The sequence below is a fragment of the Serratia sp. L9 genome, assembly GCF_050632285.1.
Taxonomy (GTDB): domain Bacteria; phylum Pseudomonadota; class Gammaproteobacteria; order Enterobacterales; family Enterobacteriaceae; genus Chania.
This window is the reverse complement of record NZ_CP192591.1, coordinates 4280897-4299266: the sequence shown is the minus strand read 5'-3', so window position 1 is coordinate 4299266 and position 18370 is coordinate 4280897. Positions and strand designations below refer to the sequence as shown.

Sequence of the window (18370 nt, the reverse complement as noted above, 5' to 3'; positions counted from 1 at the left end):
TGCCACACTGAGAATATCGGCGGGGCTCAGTAAATTGAGCCCCGCATCAACCTGTACTTAATCTCTGGGGATGGCTGTACCCCATTCACGCCAGTCTTTTGGCTCTTCAGCGTTAAGCAGGAAGTGTTTATTCGGCGTGGCCTTAGGTGCCAAAGGGATGCTTGGCGGCGTGGCAAAAGCTATACCGCCGCGAATAAACTGCTGGAAAGTGCCACTTTTGATCACTCCACCCGTCAGGCCGAATTGCAGGTTATAACCTGATGCCAACCAGAAGACGCTGTTATTACGCACCAGATGCTGGAATCGCTTGCTGATGCGCAGTGAGACATGAACGCGATCCGACATGGCTCCAAGATAGAAACCTGTCACGGTACCCACTTCAACCCCCTGAACAGCACCGGAGTGCCAATTTGCAGTGAACCAGTCTCTGCAGCATCCAGGATCACGCTTAAGCCATCCAGATAGCGGGAGTCAGTGATACTGGCTTCCTGCAGTTCAAAAATGCGTAATGTGCGGCCATGCCCCGGTTCCACGTTGATATAGGGCTGCAAAATGGTATCCAGGTTATTGACCCCGGCGGCGGAAATCTCTGGGGAGACGATGGCGAAGCGGGTTCCTAAACGGGCGAAGGACTCCACATACTCAGGATACAGCACGGCTTTGGCCAACACTTCGTTGCGTTCCGGCGCGAGTTTCAGTGATTCAACCTGGCCGATATCGATACCGAGATAACGCAGCGGCATGCCCGGCGACAGTTTGCTGGCATCATAAGTACGCAAAGTGATCTGGCTACCCACGGCGCGGGCCGAAGACTCTGAGCCATACAACACCCGCTTGGAACCTTTATCCAGCGTGACGCCCTGCAGGTTATCAAAGCTGATCGCCCCTTTCAGGGCACGGTTAAGTGGCGAAGCCTGCACCGTCAGACCGCTGCCATTCAGTTGCACCTTGGCACCGCCTTCGGCCCAGAAAATGCTTTCACTGGTTAATAGCTTGCGGTATTCAGGGCGGATATAAACGTCAACGTCAAACTCGTTGGCTTTTGGACGGATGTTGACAATCTCACCCACCTGGAATTTTCGGTACAGCACCACCGAACCGGTCTGCACGTCCGGCAGGCTTTTCGCCGTGAGCGTCAGCGTTGAGGTTGGAGCGTTGCCGACGATGCCTTCTTCGGCTTTCTCGGTATTGCTATAAAGTGGGTATTGTGCGGCTGGCTCCCCGTTGCTGCCAGGGATAATGCGTACACCGCCATCGAGCCATTCCTGTGCACCGGCACCCAGGATCTGTACGCCATCCAGACCGAATTTGACGTCTATGCGGCTATTGACCACGAACTTGCTGTCTTTATGCAGCACATTTCGGTATTGCGCTTCAATGGCGGCGGTAAAGATCACGCCATCATCGGTCAGGTTGCGCGTCAGGATCTGGCCCACCTTGATACCATGCACGATTAACGGCTGGCCAACGTCGATACCGTAACTTTGTGGCGCCGTTAACGAGACCGTCACCACTCCAGGCTGTTGCAGCAGCGTTTTATTGCTGTCGAGTACGGTGAAATGTTTCTGTGGCTCACCTTCGCCGGGGACCAGTTCCAGCGTATTACCGGTCAGTAATTGGCTGAGCCTGGTATCGCTAAAGCTTATTTTTGGGCTACGCATTTCAATGCGTGTGCCACTGCGCATCAGATCGACTACCGATGGGTCGATGGTCAGTTCGCCGGTGACCTTGCTGTCTTGCTGTAGCGTCAGGCGGGTGAGGGTACCGACCTGTAACCCTTGGTACATCAGCGGGGTACGGCCCTCGCTTAGATTATTGCCGTTGGGCAGATCCAGTGTGATATTCACGCCGCGCTGGCTGTGGGCAAGGTCCGGGTACAGGGCAAAACTTTGGTCGGCCTTGGCCTGCTTGCCGTCGGGCGGAGAGTCAAAAGCGATCGCGCCGTTCACCAGCGCCGCCAGGCTTTCCATTTGCACAGTGGCGCCGGAGAGGCTGAAATCACCTTTAAAGCCGGACACATTCCAGAAACGGCTGTTGCCCTTCACCAGATTGGCGAAGCGGCGGTCGATCAAGACATCGATAGTGACACCTTTATTTCCCTCAGCAATGGTGTAGTCATACACTTTACCCACCGGGATTTTGCGGTAATACACCACCGAGCCTGTGTTCAGTGAACCAAGGTCATCGGCGTACAGATGGATCATCAGCTCACCGGTATTAAGGCGGTATTTTGGCTGAGTATCCAGTGCGGTGAAGTGGGTTTGCGGTTTGCCACGGCCTGGCATCATGCCGATGTAGTTACCACCGACCAACGCATCCAGGCCGGAAACCCCGGCCAGTGAAGCCTTGGGGGTAACCAGCCAGAACTGGGTGCCTTCACGTAAAGAGTCTTCCAGATCGCTTTTTATACTGGCTTCCACCACGATACTGCGCAAATCTTTGCTTAACGAGATGCTTTGCACGGTTCCTACTTCTACGCCCTGGTAGCGAACCGGCGTGCGCCCAGCCACGATACCGGCTGCGGACTGGAAATCAATGGTGACGCTATTGCCACGTTCCTGGAAATTGCTGTACACCAGCCAACCGGCAATCAGCAGGGCGATAAACGGCAGTAACCAGAATGGTGAGATCCGGCGCTTGTTTTTGACCCGCGCCTCAGTCGGCGTACTCGGCGTTTCCTGTTGCATGTGCATCCCAAATCAATCGGCTGTCCAGCCACTCTACGGCAAGGATAGTTAAAATGACCGCAGATCCAAAATAAAAAGCGGCCGGCCCCATGGTAAAAGATAACAATTGATCGCGGTTGACCAGTGACATCATCAACGCAATAACGAACAGATCGAGCATAGACCAGCGACCTATCCAGGTGATCAGCCGCAGCAGGCGTATACGTGTTTTCAGGCTGTGCGAGGTTTTGAAATGAATACTGCATAGCAATACCAGCAACACAATAATCTTGGTAAAGGGCACCAGGACGCTGGCAATAAATACGATAGCGGCAATGGGGACGTTACCCGAGGTGGCCAGCGAAACCACACCGGAGAAAATAGTGTCCTCCATGCGAGCGCCATTGGCATAGACAATCGAAATGGGCAGCAGGTTGGCGGGGATCAGCAATACAACAGCGGCAATCAGTGCCGCCCAGGTTTTCTGCAGGCTGTAGGGACGCCGCTGATACATTGCAATATGGCAGCGGGGGCAACGCCCCCGTTCGTCGGGATAACCGGTGAAATGACATGACAGGCAAACATGCAGGGCTTCTGAGTTGCCTTCCGGTTGTTCCTGCGGATAGTAGCGTTCCCACAGTTGTTCCAGATTAAGGTGGATCAGTGTCAAAATGCTGAGCAGGGTGAGTGCAAGATAGGCGATCAGCGCGCTACCCGTATGGATGTCGGCATATTCCTTGACCTTGATAGCAGCAACCATCATGCCAATCAGATAAATATCCAGCATCACCCATTCTTTGAGGCGTTCCAGCATCAGCAGGACCGGGCGCAGATTCATGCCGAATGCGTGGCCAAACCACAAATACAGCAATGACAATGCCAGCGTCAGCGGGGCGCCGATAGTACAGAACGCGACCATGCTGGCGGTGAGTGGATCCCCCTGGCGGCTCATCTGCCAGATGCCTTCCAGCAGGCTGGCATCAATACGGGTCCCCAGCAGGCGGATGCTGATCAGCGGTTCAGAGAAGGCGAAGGGCATCAGCAATAACATGGTCACGGCCATGGCCGTCAGGCGAGTCATCGACCAGTCGCGGCCATGGACTACCCTGGCATCGCAGCGCGGACAATAGGCTGCCTGATTCCTGGTCAAGGGCGGAAGCATGAACAGCAAATCGCATTCGCAACAGCGTTGGTGGCGAGCCTTGGACAGTGGACCGATAATGGTTTGTATCTTCATCATGAAAGGCGGTTCTGAGACCTACAGGTTTACTTAGCGTAGCTGGAAAATAATCCTTACCCCGTCAATTATCGCGTAAACACGGCTGACAAAGCAGGTTACAAATGTTTTTTGCGCGGCAAACATACCCTGTTAGACAGTGTTTTGTGAAGTAACAGATGATTAACCTTGTGGGTATACGCATTTAATGCTTATTTTATACGGGTTAAGTTAGGCTATCTAAGAGCATGAACGGTTAATACATGACAAAAGAAGAATTCTACGCAGAATTAAAACGTGATCTAGGTGCATTGTTGGCAGGAGAAACTCATCTCATCGCCGCATTGTCCAATGCCAGCGCATTGCTCAATGAACGTCTTGATGACGTAAACTGGGTGGGTTTCTACCTGATGGATGGCAATCAACTGGTGCTGGGCCCGTTCCAGGGCAAGATCGCCTGTGTGCGTATTCCGGTGGGTAAAGGGGTTTGTGGTACGGCAGTGGCAGAAAACCGTGTGGCGCGTGTTGGCGATGTTCATGCGTTCCCAGGGCATATTGCCTGTGATGCCGCCAGCAATGCGGAAATTGTGTTGCCGTTAACTGTCGGTGGTCAGGTCATCGGTGTTCTGGATATCGACAGCACTGTTTATCAACGCTTCGATGAGCAGGACGAAATCGGCCTGAAAGCAGTGGTAGCAGGGCTTTGCGCACAGTTGGAACAGTGCAATTGTGCGAAATATGTCACTGTAGCAGCAAGTTGATCTACGGATAACGTGGCATTTAGCGATGGCGTCATTATAATGACGCCTGTTCATGCCTGCGGCTTGTTGGCAACCCGTTGTAATCAGGAAATTTCATGGAAAATCAACCCAAGTTGAACTCTAGTAAAGAAGTCATTGCTTTTCTTGCCGAGCGTTTTCCGCTCTGCTTTAGCGCCGAAGGCGAAGCACGTCCGCTGAAAATCGGTATTTTTCAAGATCTGGTAGATCGTGTGCAAGGGGAAGAGAGCCTCAGCAAAACGCAATTGCGTTCAGCCCTGCGCCTGTACACTTCAAGCTGGCGTTACCTGTATGGTGTTAAAGTCGGTGCACAGCGTGTTGACCTGGATGGCAACCCGTGTGGCGAACTGGAACAGCAGCATGTCGATCATGCCCGCCAGCAGCTTGAAGAAGCTAAAGCGCGTGTTCAGGCACAGCGTGCTGAGCAAAACGCCAAAAAACGTGAAGCCGCTGGTGAGTCTGCCACTGCTGAGCCCCGTCGTCCGCGTCCTGCCGGTAAAAAGCCAGCCGTACGTCGTGAAGGGGGTGCCGCATCAGAGAACCGCAAGCCGCGTCCACAAACTCGCCCACAGCAAGCTCGTGAACCTCGTGCAGTAAAAGAGGAAAACCAGCCGCGTCGTGTGCCAGTCACGGATATCTCTAAACTGCAAATTGGCCAGGAAATCAAAGTCAGAGCAGGTCAGAGCGCGATGGATGCAACCGTACTTGAAATCGCTAAAGATGGCGTACGTGTGCAGCTCTCTTCCGGTCTGGCGATGATTGTGCGCGCAGAACACTTGCAGTTCTGATACGGAGGCCAACCAAGGCATGAACAAATTTGTCAGATTAACAGCAGTTGCGGCTCTGCTGTGGGCGGGTGTCAGTTACGGAGCGGATACAGCCAACATCCGCATCGATCAACTGCCTCAGCTCGAGCAGGAAACGCAACATGCTACGGTGAGTGAGCGCGTAACATCGCGCTTCACTCGCTCTCATTATCGCCAGTTTGCCCTGGATACAGATTTCTCAGGCAAGATCTTCGATCGCTACCTGAATATGTTGGATTATAGCCATAACGTGTTGCTGGCTTCCGACGTTGCGCAATTTGCCGACAAACGCAATTCGATAGGCGAAGAGCTGAAATCCGGCAAACTGACCACTCCTTATGCGCTATTCAACCTGGCGCAGAAACGCCGGTTTGAGCGCTACCAGTATGCGTTGTCGCTGCTGGCTAAGCCGATGAACTTTACCGGCAATGACACCATTGATCTCGACCGCAGCAAAGCGCCATGGGCAAAAGACACCGCCGAGCTGGATCGCCTGTGGGATGCCAAGGTCAAATATGACCAACTGAATCTGAAACTGGCTGGCAAGACGGATCAGGAGATCCGTGAAACGCTGACCAAGCGTTATCAGTCTGCCATTAAACGTCTGACGCAAAGCAACAGCGAAGATGTTTTCACTTTGATCATGACGGCGTTCGCGCATGAGATCGATCCGCATACCAACTACCTGTCACCACGTAATACCGAACAGTTCAATACCGAGATGAGCCTGTCTCTGGAAGGCATTGGGGCGGTTTTGCAGATGGATGATGATTACACCGTGATCAACTCCATGGTACCTGGTGGCCCGGCAACCAAGAGCAAAGCGATCGCCGTAGGTGACCGTATTGTGGGTGTCGGCCAGGCAGGCAAACCGATGGTGGATGTGATTGGCTGGCGTCTGGATGATGTGGTTTCGCTAATCAAAGGGCCAAAAGGCAGCAAGGTTCGCCTGGATATTCTGCCGGCGGGCAAAGGCACCAAAACCAAAGTGGTCACGCTGACGCGTGAGCGCATCCGCCTGGAAAATCGTGCAGTGAAAATGACCATCAAGACCGTCGGCAACCAGAAGGTCGCGGTGATGGACATTCCTGGCTTCTATGTCGGTCTGACCGACGATGTGAAGGTCCAACTGCAGAAGATGGCCAAGCAGAACGTTAACAGCCTGATCATTGACCTGCGTTCCAACGGTGGTGGGGCACTGACCGAAGCGGTATCCCTGTCTGGTTTGTTTATCCCGAGCGGTCCGGTTGTTCAGGTTCGTGATAACAACGGCAAAATCCGTGAAGATGCGGATACCGATGGCGTCGTCTACTACAAAGGCCCGCTGGTGGTACTGGTTGACCGTTTCAGTGCCTCTGCCTCCGAGATCTTTGCAGCAGCAATGCAGGATTATGGCCGTGCGCTGATCGTCGGTGAACCAACCTTCGGTAAAGGCACCGTGCAGCAGTACCGCTCATTGAACCGTATTTATGATCAGATGTTGCGTCCTGAATGGCCGGCGCTGGGTTCAGTGCAATACACCATTCAGAAGTTCTACCGTGTTGACGGCGGCAGCACCCAACGTAAAGGTGTGACGCCAGATATCCTGATGCCTACCGGTATCGATCCGGCAGAAACCGGCGAGAGCTTTGAAGATAATGCCATGCCTTGGGATAGCGTCAATGCCGCTACCTATACCAAGACCGGTGATTTGAAGCCGTTTGAGCCGGAATTGCTGAAAAATCATGGGCAGCGTATCGCCAAGGATCCGGAGTTCCAGTACATCGCGCAGGACATTGCCCGTTACAAGGCGCTGAAAGACAAACGCAACACCGTTTCTCTCAATCTGGCCACGCGTGAGAAAGAGAACCATGACGATGATGCAACGCGTTTGCAGCGTATTAACAACCGCCTGCAGTTGGAAGGGAAGAAGCCGTTAAAAGCCCTTGAAGACTTGCCGAAAGATTACAAAGAACCAGATCCGTATCTTGATGAGACGGTAAAGATTGCCCTGGATCTTGCCAAGATTGAAAAGCAGCAGCCCTCACAACAGGCGGCGGCCAAGTAACTTATCCTGGCTTATCAGTTAATGAGCGCACCTTCGGGTGCGCTTTTTTTAATCAGAATCCGCAGTAAAATTTTCGAGAAACTCTCGCCCCTTAACGCAACAATCGTTTACAATTTGTAAAACGGTTGTGCCGCGTCAATTTTGTAAAGTTTCGTATTTTTAGTAGGTTAATGGCGGCCAGCTATTGAAACTGTGACGAATGCCCATACGATCTAGGTATCTGAGGCAGCGTTTTGTTAACATTTATGAGGAAGTAAACATTCTATGATGCGTATAGCTTTGTTCCTGCTCACCAACCTTGCGGTGATGTTGGTTTTCGGGCTGGTACTTAGCCTGACAGGGATCCAATCCAGTAGCGTGCAAGGCCTGATGATCATGGCCGGTCTGTTTGGTTTTGGCGGTGCCTTTATTTCACTGCTGATGTCCAAGTGGATGGCGCTTCGCTCCGTGGGCGGAGAAGTGATTGAACAGCCGCGTAATGAAACTGAACGCTGGTTACTGGACACGGTACGCCGCCAGTCACAGCAGGCCGGTATTGCCATGCCGCAAGTGGCTATCTACCATGCGCCAGACATTAACGCCTTTGCTACCGGTGCGCGCCGCGATGCATCGCTGGTTGCCGTTAGCACCGGGCTGCTGCAAAGCATGAGCCGCGACGAGGCCGAGGCGGTTATCGCTCATGAAATCAGCCACGTTGCCAACGGCGACATGGTTACCATGACCCTGATCCAGGGGGTGGTGAACACTTTCGTGATCTTTATTTCACGCCTGATTGCGCAGGTGGCTGCTGGCTTCCTCGGCAACCGTGATGGTGAAGGCGAAGGTAATGGCAACCCAATGATTTACTTCGGGGTGTCGATGGTGCTGGAGTTGGTGTTTGGTATTCTGGCGAGCATTATCACCATGTGGTTTTCACGCCACCGTGAGTTTCACGCCGATGCGGGTTCAGCCAAACTGGTTGGTCGCGAGAAGATGATTGCGGCATTGCAACGGCTGAAAACCAGCTATGAGCCGCAGGAAGCAGGCAGCATGATGGCTTTTTGCATCAACGGCAAATCCAAGTCGTTCAGTGAGCTGTTTATGTCACACCCGCCGTTGGACAAGCGTATCGAAGCGCTGCGTTCCGGCCAATACCTGAAGTAACGCTCTATTGAACACGAAAACCCCGGCTGGTCCGGGGTTTTTTTATGCCCGTTATTCAGGCTAACTGCTGCGCTCAACGGGGGCAGAGCGGGGCTGGGTGATACGCAGGCAACTCACCACGGCGGCCACGCTGGCGAAGGTGCCAGCCAGCACCAGCGAAGCATGAGTGCCGCTGGTGGGGAACAGGTTAAACATCAATGCCACCAAGGCTGCGCCAGTCGTTTGCCCCAGCAAGCGGGCAGTGCCGAGCATGCCGCTGGCTCCGCCGCTACGATGGGGCGGTGCGGCAGAAATAATGGTGTGGTTATTAGGGGATTGGAATAACCCAAAACCTGCACCACAAATAACCATACGCCAGATGATGTCCAGATCCGTCGGATTGTGCGGTAACATGGCCAGCAGGAATAAACCGAGTGCAAAGGTGGCAAGGCCAATCCCACCCAGTAACCCTGCGTGAATATGCTCCACCAGGCGGCCTGCAATCGGTGCTACCACGATAATTGCCAGCGGCCAGGGGGTTAACAGCAGACCTGTTGCTACCTCATCACGGCCCAGTGACGCTTGCAGGAAGAAGGGTAATGACACCATCGCCAGCATTTGCGCGGCAAAAGAGCAGATTGAGGTCCCCATCGACAGGGCAAAAATCGGGATACGCAACAGATCCACCGGCAACAAAGGCGATTCCTGACGCAGTTGGCGGCGGACAAAGAAGTAACCAATGACCAGCAGAGCGGCGATCTCCACGGCAATCAATTGCAGGCTCTGCCCTTGAGCAAAGCCACTGATGGCGGTGATCAGCAGGCCAAAGGTCAGGGCGTTCATTACTGCACTGGTGAGATCAAAGCGCTGGTTGCGGCTCTTTTGGTTGTTGGCAGGCAGAAACTTCAAACCCAGCAGTAGCGCGACAATGCCTATCGGTAAATTGATAGCAAATAACCACTGCCAGGAAGCCACTGACAGGATCGCAGCGGCTATCGTGGGTCCGGCTGCCGTCGAGAACGCGACAATCAATGAGTTGATGCCGATGCCGCGCCCGAGAAAACGCTGTGGATAGATAATGCGAATCAGAGCGGTATTGACACTCATAATGGCTGCGGCACCAAACCCCTGCAGCACACGGGCAATCGTCAGCGTAACCAGTGAATCGGACAGGGCGCAGAACAGAGAAGTGATGCTGAATACCAGCAGGCCAACCAGATAAATACGCCGATAACCAATCAGATCGCCCAATGAAGCCAGCGAAAGTAATGAAATAGTGACTGCCAATTGGTAGGCGTTGACCACCCAGATAGAGCTGGCCGGGCTGGCTTGCAGATCGCGGGCAATGGTTGGCAGGGCGACGTTGGCGATAGTGCCATCGAGCACGGATACGGTGATACCGAGCGCAATAGCGAGGATCGCCCCATATCGTTGCGGGACAGGCAAACCGTCAGAACAAGGACGCGTCATAATCAGGGTGTTTAATAAACTGGGGAAGTATTACCATGCTAATCGTATTAGCGGTTTATTGCACTCGCAGTTTCAGCCTAAATAGTAAAAGTAGTGAGAGGTACCCCGCTAATCGCTTCATAAATGGTGGTTATCGGGCAACTTCCATTGCGCAGGGTTAAATGTTCCCATTATACTGAAACTCTTGTTCAAATTTCCTAAAACAAAAACGGTGAGTAAGGTATTGACCATGGCTAATGTAGATCTAGACAAACAACCGGACTCGGTTTCGTCAGTGCTGAAAGTGTTTGGTATCCTTCAGGCACTGGGTGATGAACGCGAGATCGGCATTACCGAGCTATCTCAACGGGTAATGATGTCCAAAAGTACCGTTTACCGTTTCTTGCAAACCATGAAGTCGTTAGGGTATGTCTCGCAGGAAGGAGAATCTGAGAAATATTCGCTTACCCTCAAACTGTTTGAGCTGGGGGCAAAATCCCTGCAAAACGTGGATCTGATCCGCAGTGCCGACATTCAGATGCGTGAGTTGTCCAACCAGACCCGTGAGACCATTCACCTGGGGGCGCTGGATGAAGACGGGATTGTCTACATTCACAAGATTGACTCAATGTATAATCTGCGTATGTACTCCCGTATTGGCCGCCGCAACCCGTTGCACAGCACCGCTATTGGCAAAGTGTTGTTGGCATGGCGCGATCGGGCTGAAGTGGAAGAGATCCTCTCCCACATCGAATTTACCCGCAGCACACCCCATACCATTGCCAGCACCGCAGCCTTATTGCCGGTTCTGGATCAAGTGCGTGAGCAGGGCTTTGGTGAAGATATCGAAGAACAGGAAGAAGGGTTGCGTTGCATCGCGGTGCCGGTGTTTGACCGCTTTGGCGTGGTGATTGCCGGTTTGAGTATTTCCTTCCCGACAATTCGATTCTCTGAAGAAGCCAAAGATGGCTATGTCGCTCAGTTGCATACCGCCGCCCGGCTGATTTCCGCACAGATGGGTTATCACGACTACCCGTTTTAACTGTTTGGCAGAGATAAAAAAACCGGTGCAGAACAGGCACCGGTTTTTTTATTGTTGATGTACCCGCTAGCGGTGAGCCAATTCCGTTTCTTCGTCACTATCCAGAATGGTTTTGTCAGTCTGTTTCATCAACTGGCTGGTGACAGTGCCTGCCGTCATCGAACCGCTGACGTTCAACGCAGTACGGCCCATATCGATCAGCGGTTCAACCGAAATCAGCAGGGCAACCAGGGTTACTGGCAGGCCCATGGCGGGCAGAACAATCAGCGCGGCAAAGGTCGCACCACCACCCACACCGGCAACGCCGGCAGAGCTGACGGTCACAATACCGACCAACGTGGCGATCCATAACGGATCCAGCGGGTTGATACCCACCGTAGGGGCAACCATCACCGCCAACATGGCCGGATAAAGACCGGCACAACCGTTCTGACCAATGGTGGCACCAAACGAAGCCGAGAAGCTGGCGATAGATTCTGGAATGCCCAGGCGGCGAGTTTGCGCTTCGACGTTCAGCGGGATGCTGGCTGCGCTGGAACGACTGGTGAAGGCAAAGGTCAGCACCGGCCACACTTTACGGAAGAACTTGAGTGGGTTTACCCCGGTAAAGCTCAACAGCACAGCATGTACCACGAACATGATGGCCAGGCCAAGATAAGAGGCTACAACAAAGCTGCCTAACTTGACGATGTCGTGGATGTTGGAACCAGCAACCACTTTGGTCATCAACGCCAGTACACCGTACGGGGTCAGCTTCATCACCAGCCGTACCAACTTCATCACCCAGGCTTGCAGGGTGTCAATGGCAACCAGAACGCGCTGGCCTTTCGGTTGGTCATCCTTCAGCAACTGCAATGCAGCCACACCCAGGAAGGCGGCGAAAATCACCACGCTGATAATAGATGTAGGGTTAGCGCCAGTCAGATCGGCAAACGGGTTTTTCGGTACAAATGACAGGATCAACTGAGGCACGCTCAGATCGGCCACTTTACCTGCGTAGTTGCTTTCAATCGCCGACAGGCGCGCAGTTTCTTGCGTTCCTTGCACCAGACCCTCGGCAGTAAGGCCAAACAGGTTGGTTACCAGCACGCCCACCAGAGCGGCAATCAGCGTGGTGAACAGCAAAGTACCGATGGTCAGGAAGCTGATCTTGCCCAGAGAAGAGGCATTGTGCAATTTGGCTACCGCGCTGAGGATCGAAGCGAAAACCAATGGCATCACGATCATTTGCAGCAGTTGCACATAGCCGTTACCGACGATGTTAAACCAACCGATGGACTCTTTGAGTACCGGGTTGTCCGAACCATAAATCAGCTGCAGTGCCAAACCGAACACGACGCCGATGACCAGACCAACCAATACTTTTTTAGCCAGGCTCCATTGCTTATGGCGGGTTTGCGCCAATAGCAAAAGCAGGGCAATAAAAACCAGCACGTTTAATACGAGCGGTAGATTCATCCCAATTTCTCCAATCTTCTTTTCTTATTGTCTACGTGCTACGCACCGATGAGTAGCAATGTGAATATCGTAACAGTTTGCTGAGAAGCTCATTTATATCCAAATGGAATTTAATATAACTTTTACATCAAAATCGGTTAAGTATTCATCGGAAGGGCGAATAAATCAGCAATACTTTGTGATCAGAGTCGGATATTTTTTATTTGTTCAAAATATGACTGCACGGGAATGGTGCAACCTCCTTGCCAATAAATGGCAAAAGCGACCAGGCCTAAACACAAAACACGCTCTAACTGGTTGCCTTTTTGTGAGTTGAGTAACGGCAGGCAGAAACGCCAGCGGCAGGGCCAGAGTAGCGGGACGCCGGCGGGGGTTAGCATATCGGCAAGCAGATGGCTGAAGTAGCCGATGATCATGGCGTGCAACACATCGGCGGGAACGAGCCAACCGCGCGGTACTTCCAGTTGAAAAAGCATCATCCCCCCAGCGATGGCCAGCAGGCTGTGGGTAAAACCACGGTGGCCAAAAGCACGCGAGATCGGGACAGCGATCCAGCGCAGGCGCTGGCCCAATACCGACTTGGGGTGATCGATATCGGGTAATAATGAAGTCAGCAGCGCAGCAGGAATAATATGCCACCAGTCGCCGTTGGCGAGCACGGGCGTCACCTCTGCTTTCTTGGCGAAGATCGCACAGGCAACAGAGAAAATGAGATGTCCTTCCGCGGTCATGCTGCTGTATTCCGGCCATTAAACTGTTAATTTATCCAGTATATGGGAATTTTTACAGTTAAGGAACTGTTACCCTGTAACTGATTGTGAGTTTTATACCGTTTTACAACCGGTTGAACACAATACGCTCGGCAATAAAAAGGCTCTGTAAACAGAGCCGGGGAGAGGCAAAAAATCTAAAGAAGGTTTTAACGGGCCAGCCAGCCACCGTCAACAGCCAGGGTATAACCATTCACGTAGTTGGAGGCGGGTGATGCCAAAAAGACAATGGGCCCCATCATATCTTCCGGCGTCCCCCAGCGAGCGGCAGGGATACGCTCAAGGATTTGCTGATTCCGCTCTTCATCTGTGCGCAGTTGCTGGGTATTGTTGGTTACCATATAGCCGGGAGCAATGGCGTTGACGTTAATATGATGTTGCGCCCATTCGTTCGCCAGCAGGCGGGTTATCCCCATCACCGCACTTTTGGATGCGGTGTAAGAAGGGACGCGTATACCGCCTTGAAAAGAAAGCATCGAGGCTATGTTGATGATTTTGCCGCCACTGCCCTGGCAAATGAGCTGCTTGGCAACCGCTTGCGCCATAAAAAACAGGGTCTTGATGTTAACATCCATCACATCGTCCCAGTCTTTTTCGCTGAAATTCAGAGCGTCTTCACGGCGGATAATTCCAGCGTTGTTGACCAGAATATCAATCTTGCCAAATGTATCGACGGCGGTTTGCACCAGCGCCGGGATAGCGTCAATTTTGCCTAGATCGGCGTTCAGATTCAGAAAGCGGCGCCCGGTCTGCGTGACTTTGGCCATCGTCTCATGAGGATCGCTGCGGTTAACGCCGACAATATCGCAACCGGCCTCAGCCAGTCCAACCGCAATGCCTTGACCTAAACCGGTATTACAACCGGTGATCAAAGCCACTTTGCCCGTTAAGTCAAAGGAACTCAAAATCATAACCTTGTTCTCTTACCGTATTGCGCAGCTACGCCGTGCAGATTTTTGCAGAAAATTTTCAGCATAGCGCTGTGCATTTCGCTGTCAGGGAAGAAAGCACCGGGCTTTCGGCTGGACCGCGTGGCAGTGACAGTGTCACCAAAGGCCCGGCGTTTTCTTTATCGGATAAGCATAGTGCGGATGGACTTTGAATTCAATAAAAATGAAATGATGTTTCATTTATTTTTTTGCGGGAAAAATGGCACCGGTGGGGCCGGTGCCATCAGGTTCATGCAAAATGTTCGGCAGTCAATTGCTCCAGACTTTGCAGTTTATAGTCAGCCAGAGACCAGCGCGGATCCTGGCTGTATTCCTGGGCAGGAATAACAATTGAACACATACGGGCCGCTTTGGTGGCAATCATACCGTTGAAGGAGTCTTCCAGCGTGATACAGTGCTGCGGCTCACTGCCAAGGCGTTCAGCAGCAATCAGATAGACTTCCGGGTGGGGTTTGCTGTAAGGCAAATATTCGGCGGAAACCAGTTGATCAAAATAGCTTTCCAGATCGAACATTTTCAACACCTGCTGTTGCATATGCAGCGGGGAGGCGGAGGCCAGGCCGATATTCAAATCCAGGCTGCGACACAGCTCCAGCGATTGTTGCACCCCAGGCAGCAGCGGGCGTTGTTCACTGACCAGCTCAATCGCCCGCTCGATAATACGCCTGGCCACTTCTTCTTGAGAAACGCCTTGCCACGGCATGGCCTGGAACCACATTTTCACCACCAGATCGATACGAAGGCCAAGGGTATCGGGCAGATTATGGCGGTCTGACAAATCCAACCCCAAAGAGCTGAATATATCCAGCTCCGCTTGTAGCCACAGAGGTTCTGAATCAATCAGCAAACCGTCCATATCAAAGATAGCGGTCTCTATGCGTTGCGAATAAGCCATTAATGATTAACTCCAACTGAATCGGTAAAGGAAAAGGTTTTCTTCACTTTATCATCTTTGTTCGCGCGCCTGTACCACCCGGGTTTTGCGGGATTTGCCAAAACGCAGGATATGCCAGAGTTCAGTCAGTTTGCTCAGCCAACGCTGGTCCTGCCGTTCAGTAACCTGTTGCAGCATACGGGCGTAATCCAGCACCAGACCTGGAGTCCAGGTCATGCTCTCGCCACGGCTACGCAGAATGGCCAGCATCCACAAATTGGGGTCAAGCACCAGAGACAGAAAGCGCCACCACAGGTTTTTACCACCGAGTACGCCTTCCAAAGCGCTGTCGAGAGCCAGGATAACCGCAGTAGAACAGTTGCGGCGCGTCAGGTTATAAGTGGTGTTCTGGCGGTAGCGTAACCAGAAGTCGCGCAGGGCTGCGGGGTTATAGCTGCGAAAATGGATTTTCTTGTCTGGTGGGCACCAATCGGCAATTTCTTGCTGCAGGCCCGGTAAAAATCGCCCAGGCACATTATTTTGCTCTCCGGCATGCAGCAGAGCGCGAAAGCCCTGTACCGAATGGCTGATATCGTTAAGCGGGTAGTGGCTGATATAAACATCTGGTGCCAGCGACAGTGAAGCGTGCCCGGTAGAAATAGAACCTTTACCATCAACGGCGGCAATATAACGGTCGACGATATAGCGCCGCTGTGCGTCTGTTGCGGCGGCTACCGGCGTCCAGACGTGTACCGTCAAGGGTTGTGCCTCGTCGGTAATAGCGGGTTGCTGCTGGCTCTGATTAAGGGAAAAGTGTTTGAGCCTTTTAGCCATACGCAGCAAGGCCCACCCGGAAAGCATGATCATGATACCGACGCAAAAAGGCATGGTCATACGATGGGGCACTGGCCAACCGATAAAGATCACCAGCGAGAGGATAATTTCGAACCCGCCAGCCAAAGCGACGATTTTCCAGCGACTGTGCTGGATAATGGTGGATGAAGCGATTCGTACCGCGCCATCCAGCAGCAACGCGGTGCCAAACACCAGTGTTGCGACAATATTATCGTCGGCGGGAACATCCCACATCAGAAAGGCCAGGAAAAGGAAGCCGACTCCTTTCAATAACACCGGACGACTGGCGGTGGCTCCAATCATCAATGCTACGGATATGGCCACAATGCCTTCCAGTACCAGCATGACGGCCAGTGCATCCAGCGCCAGCACAGAGCGGCCATCCTGTAAAACATCAAACAGCATTAATAGACCAACCGCCATCCAGAACCCGCCGAACAGGGATAACACGCGGCGCTGGCTGTGTAGTGCCTGAGATCCCAGAAGCAAAATGATCAGTTGAATCATGGCGAACCCTTATGACAAAGATTGCTTTAACTATATATCTATTTAAGTAAAAACTCCGTGGTGCCGCTCGGACAGCAGCATGCCTTGGTTTTCATCATTTTTGCTCAACGGCAGGAAAAGAAAACGGTGGGCGAGTTTGATTAACTACAGGTAGACTTACCCCAATAATGGTTACGTCACTTACAAGGGGAACACATGACGTATCAACAAGCTGGGCGCGTTGCCATACTGAAACGTATTTTGGGATGGATTGTTTTCATCCCGGCGCTACTCTCAACGCTGGTTTCTCTGTTGGGCTTTGTGTATCAGCACAGTGAAAAATCCGCAGGGATCAACGCAGTGATGCTGGATTTTGTCCACGTGATGGTCGATATGGTGCGCTTCAATACGCCATTCCTGAATATCTTCTGGTATAACTCGCCGGTGCCGGACGTCGAGAAGAGCCTGTTTAGCGGCCCAAATCTGATGTTTATCATTATCTATTTTCTGATTTTTGTCGGGTTGGCCCTGCAAGCTTCCGGGGCAAGGATGTCGCGTCAGGTGAAGTTTATTCGTGAAGGGCTGGAAGATCAGATGATCCTGGAGCAGGCAAAAGGGAGCGAAGGGCATACCCGTGCGCAGTTGGAAGAGCGGGTTACGTTGCCGCACCATACCATTTTCCTGCAGTACTTCCCGTTGTACATTTTGCCGATCACCATCGCCGTGGTGGCTTATTTTGCACTCAAGCTGTTGGGGCAAATGGCTGGCGCTGCCTGAGCAGGCGGATTAGACGATTGAGGGCGCTGCTTGCAGCGCCCTTGCTGTTTATAGCGTTTCTGGATGTAGCAGCCTATCAATGGCCCGTTGTGCCGCAACCAGATGTTGGCCACCAAACAGATTGCTGCGATTAAGCAGATAATAAAGCTGATACAGCGGTTGGCGCTCAATAAATCCGGGTTCCAGAGGCCAAACGCTTTGGTAACCGTCATATATCTGAGCGGGCAAATCGGGGTAAAGCGGTAGCATAGCTAAATCGCACTCCCGATCTCCCCAGTAGCAGGCCGGATCGAACAAGAAGGGGCCATCGGCGGACAGGGCACAGTTGGCTGGCCACAAATCGCCATGCAACAGGGATGGCTGGGGTTGATGGTTCTGCAACCGCAGATACACGACATCTATGATTTCGTCGATATCACCGAAGGTCATGCCTTTTTCCGCCGCCAATTGCAGTTGCCAGCCGATACGCTGCTCGGCAAAAAACTCGGCCCAGCGGCGCTGCCAGGCATTGGGCTGTGGGGTAGTAGCAAGATCGCTATCGAAGTCGAGACCGAACTGAGGCTGTTCGCTCCATTGGTGCAGGCGGGCTAACTGCTGGCCAAGACAATGCGCTGCGTGCGCATCCAGGGGTTTAAGCGGTTGGTACTCCATCAGCAGAAAACTGTAATCACGATCGCTGCCAACCCCATACACCTCCGGTACACGCACGGTTTTACTGCGTGCCAGCAGGGCTAGCTGATCGGCTTCCGCGGTAAATATCGGCAGTATTTCGCGGGTATTACATTTAACAAACACCTCGCTGTCACCGTAACTCACGCGCCACGCCGCATGGATTTCACCCCCGGGTAGTTCAGTCCTTTCGCGGATTTCTGCGCTGCCAAGATGCTCACTTAACAGACGGCTAACGGCTTGCCACATAGTAATCCCCTTCTGTGTTGCCTGCGATTTCATTAGGTTAGCGTCTTTCCTGCTGCGAAAACACGATGTGGCGCACAGCCACGCTATCTAGCGGTGAAAATATCGCCGCCGCATGTCAGGTCAAAGTATATACGCTATTGATTAATTTAAGTACG

Annotated in this window: 14 protein-coding genes and 1 pseudogene; 6 read left to right on the top strand and 9 right to left on the bottom strand. The window is 52.6% G+C overall.

Features of this window, described 5'->3' with window-relative positions:
• Positions 1–57: 57 nt before the first annotated feature.
• Positions 58–2687: pseudogene (locus ACQ86O_RS20475) on the bottom strand (MlaD family protein).
• Positions 2656–3903 (bottom strand): membrane integrity lipid transport subunit YebS, encoded by a 1248-nt coding sequence (gene yebS, locus ACQ86O_RS20470; RefSeq protein ID WP_431225787.1) that lies wholly within the window; start codon positions 3901–3903, stop codon positions 2656–2658. The pseudogene ACQ86O_RS20475 and the gene yebS overlap by 32 nt, the downstream one beginning before the upstream one ends.
• A gap of 242 nt (positions 3904–4145) precedes the next feature.
• Between yebS and ACQ86O_RS20465 the strand changes: the two genes are divergently transcribed.
• The 4 genes from ACQ86O_RS20465 (at position 4146) to htpX (ending at position 8657) form a co-directional block, all read left to right on the top strand.
• Positions 4146–4643, top strand: coding sequence for a GAF domain-containing protein (locus ACQ86O_RS20465; protein ID WP_431222627.1), 498 nt, complete (start codon positions 4146–4148; stop codon positions 4641–4643).
• 95 nt (positions 4644–4738) lie between these two features.
• Complete coding sequence (gene proQ / locus ACQ86O_RS20460; RefSeq protein ID WP_431222626.1) at positions 4739–5449, top strand: RNA chaperone ProQ; 711 nt, start codon at positions 4739–4741, stop codon at positions 5447–5449.
• Between the two features lie 19 nt (positions 5450–5468).
• Positions 5469–7514: a carboxy terminal-processing peptidase gene (prc, locus tag ACQ86O_RS20455; RefSeq protein WP_431222625.1), complete on the top strand. Its 2046-nt coding sequence runs from the start codon at positions 5469–5471 to the stop codon at positions 7512–7514.
• Between the two features lie 264 nt (positions 7515–7778).
• Positions 7779–8657, top strand: coding sequence for a protease HtpX (gene htpX / locus ACQ86O_RS20450; RefSeq protein ID WP_431222624.1), 879 nt, complete (start codon positions 7779–7781; stop codon positions 8655–8657).
• A gap of 60 nt (positions 8658–8717) precedes the next feature.
• Here the strand turns inward: htpX and ACQ86O_RS20445 are convergent, their stop codons facing one another.
• Complete coding sequence (locus ACQ86O_RS20445) at positions 8718–10106, bottom strand: MFS transporter (protein WP_431222623.1); 1389 nt, start codon at positions 10104–10106, stop codon at positions 8718–8720.
• 229 nt (positions 10107–10335) lie between these two features.
• Between ACQ86O_RS20445 and kdgR the strand changes: the two genes are divergently transcribed.
• Positions 10336–11127, top strand: a complete 792-nt coding sequence (gene kdgR, locus ACQ86O_RS20440) for a DNA-binding transcriptional regulator KdgR (protein WP_431222622.1) — start codon at positions 10336–10338, stop codon at positions 11125–11127.
• A 66-nt stretch (positions 11128–11193) separates the two neighbouring features.
• On the opposite strand, the gene ACQ86O_RS20435 is transcribed toward kdgR, so the two are convergent.
• The 5 genes from ACQ86O_RS20435 to ACQ86O_RS20415 form a co-directional block, all read right to left on the bottom strand.
• Entirely contained in the window at positions 11194–12585 is a 1392-nt protein-coding gene (locus tag ACQ86O_RS20435) for an L-cystine transporter (RefSeq protein WP_431222621.1), read from the bottom strand.
• A gap of 182 nt (positions 12586–12767) precedes the next feature.
• On the bottom strand, positions 12768–13316 hold the full coding sequence (locus tag ACQ86O_RS20430; RefSeq protein ID WP_431222620.1) for a metal-dependent hydrolase: 549 nt from the start codon (positions 13314–13316) through the stop codon (positions 12768–12770).
• 188 nt (positions 13317–13504) lie between these two features.
• Positions 13505–14266, bottom strand: coding sequence for a 2-dehydro-3-deoxy-D-gluconate 5-dehydrogenase KduD (kduD, locus tag ACQ86O_RS20425; protein ID WP_431222619.1), 762 nt, complete (start codon positions 14264–14266; stop codon positions 13505–13507).
• Positions 14267–14534: 268 nt separating this feature from the next.
• Positions 14535–15200 carry a hexitol phosphatase HxpB gene (gene hxpB, locus ACQ86O_RS20420; RefSeq protein WP_431222618.1) on the bottom strand — a complete coding sequence of 222 codons (666 nt, stop codon included), beginning with the start codon at positions 15198–15200 and terminating at the stop codon, positions 14535–14537.
• Between the two features lie 51 nt (positions 15201–15251).
• Positions 15252–16541 (bottom strand): HdeD family acid-resistance protein, encoded by a 1290-nt coding sequence (locus tag ACQ86O_RS20415; protein ID WP_431222617.1) that lies wholly within the window; start codon positions 16539–16541, stop codon positions 15252–15254.
• 195 nt (positions 16542–16736) lie between these two features.
• Here ACQ86O_RS20415 and ACQ86O_RS20410 point away from each other — a divergent pair, with 195 nt between their 5' ends.
• Entirely contained in the window at positions 16737–17297 is a 561-nt protein-coding gene (locus ACQ86O_RS20410; protein WP_431222616.1) for a YniB family protein, read from the top strand.
• 48 nt (positions 17298–17345) lie between these two features.
• Here the strand turns inward: ACQ86O_RS20410 and ACQ86O_RS20405 are convergent, their stop codons facing one another.
• Positions 17346–18215: a fructosamine kinase family protein gene (locus ACQ86O_RS20405; RefSeq protein ID WP_431222615.1), complete on the bottom strand. Its 870-nt coding sequence runs from the start codon at positions 18213–18215 to the stop codon at positions 17346–17348.
• Positions 18216–18370: the final 155 nt, after the last annotated feature.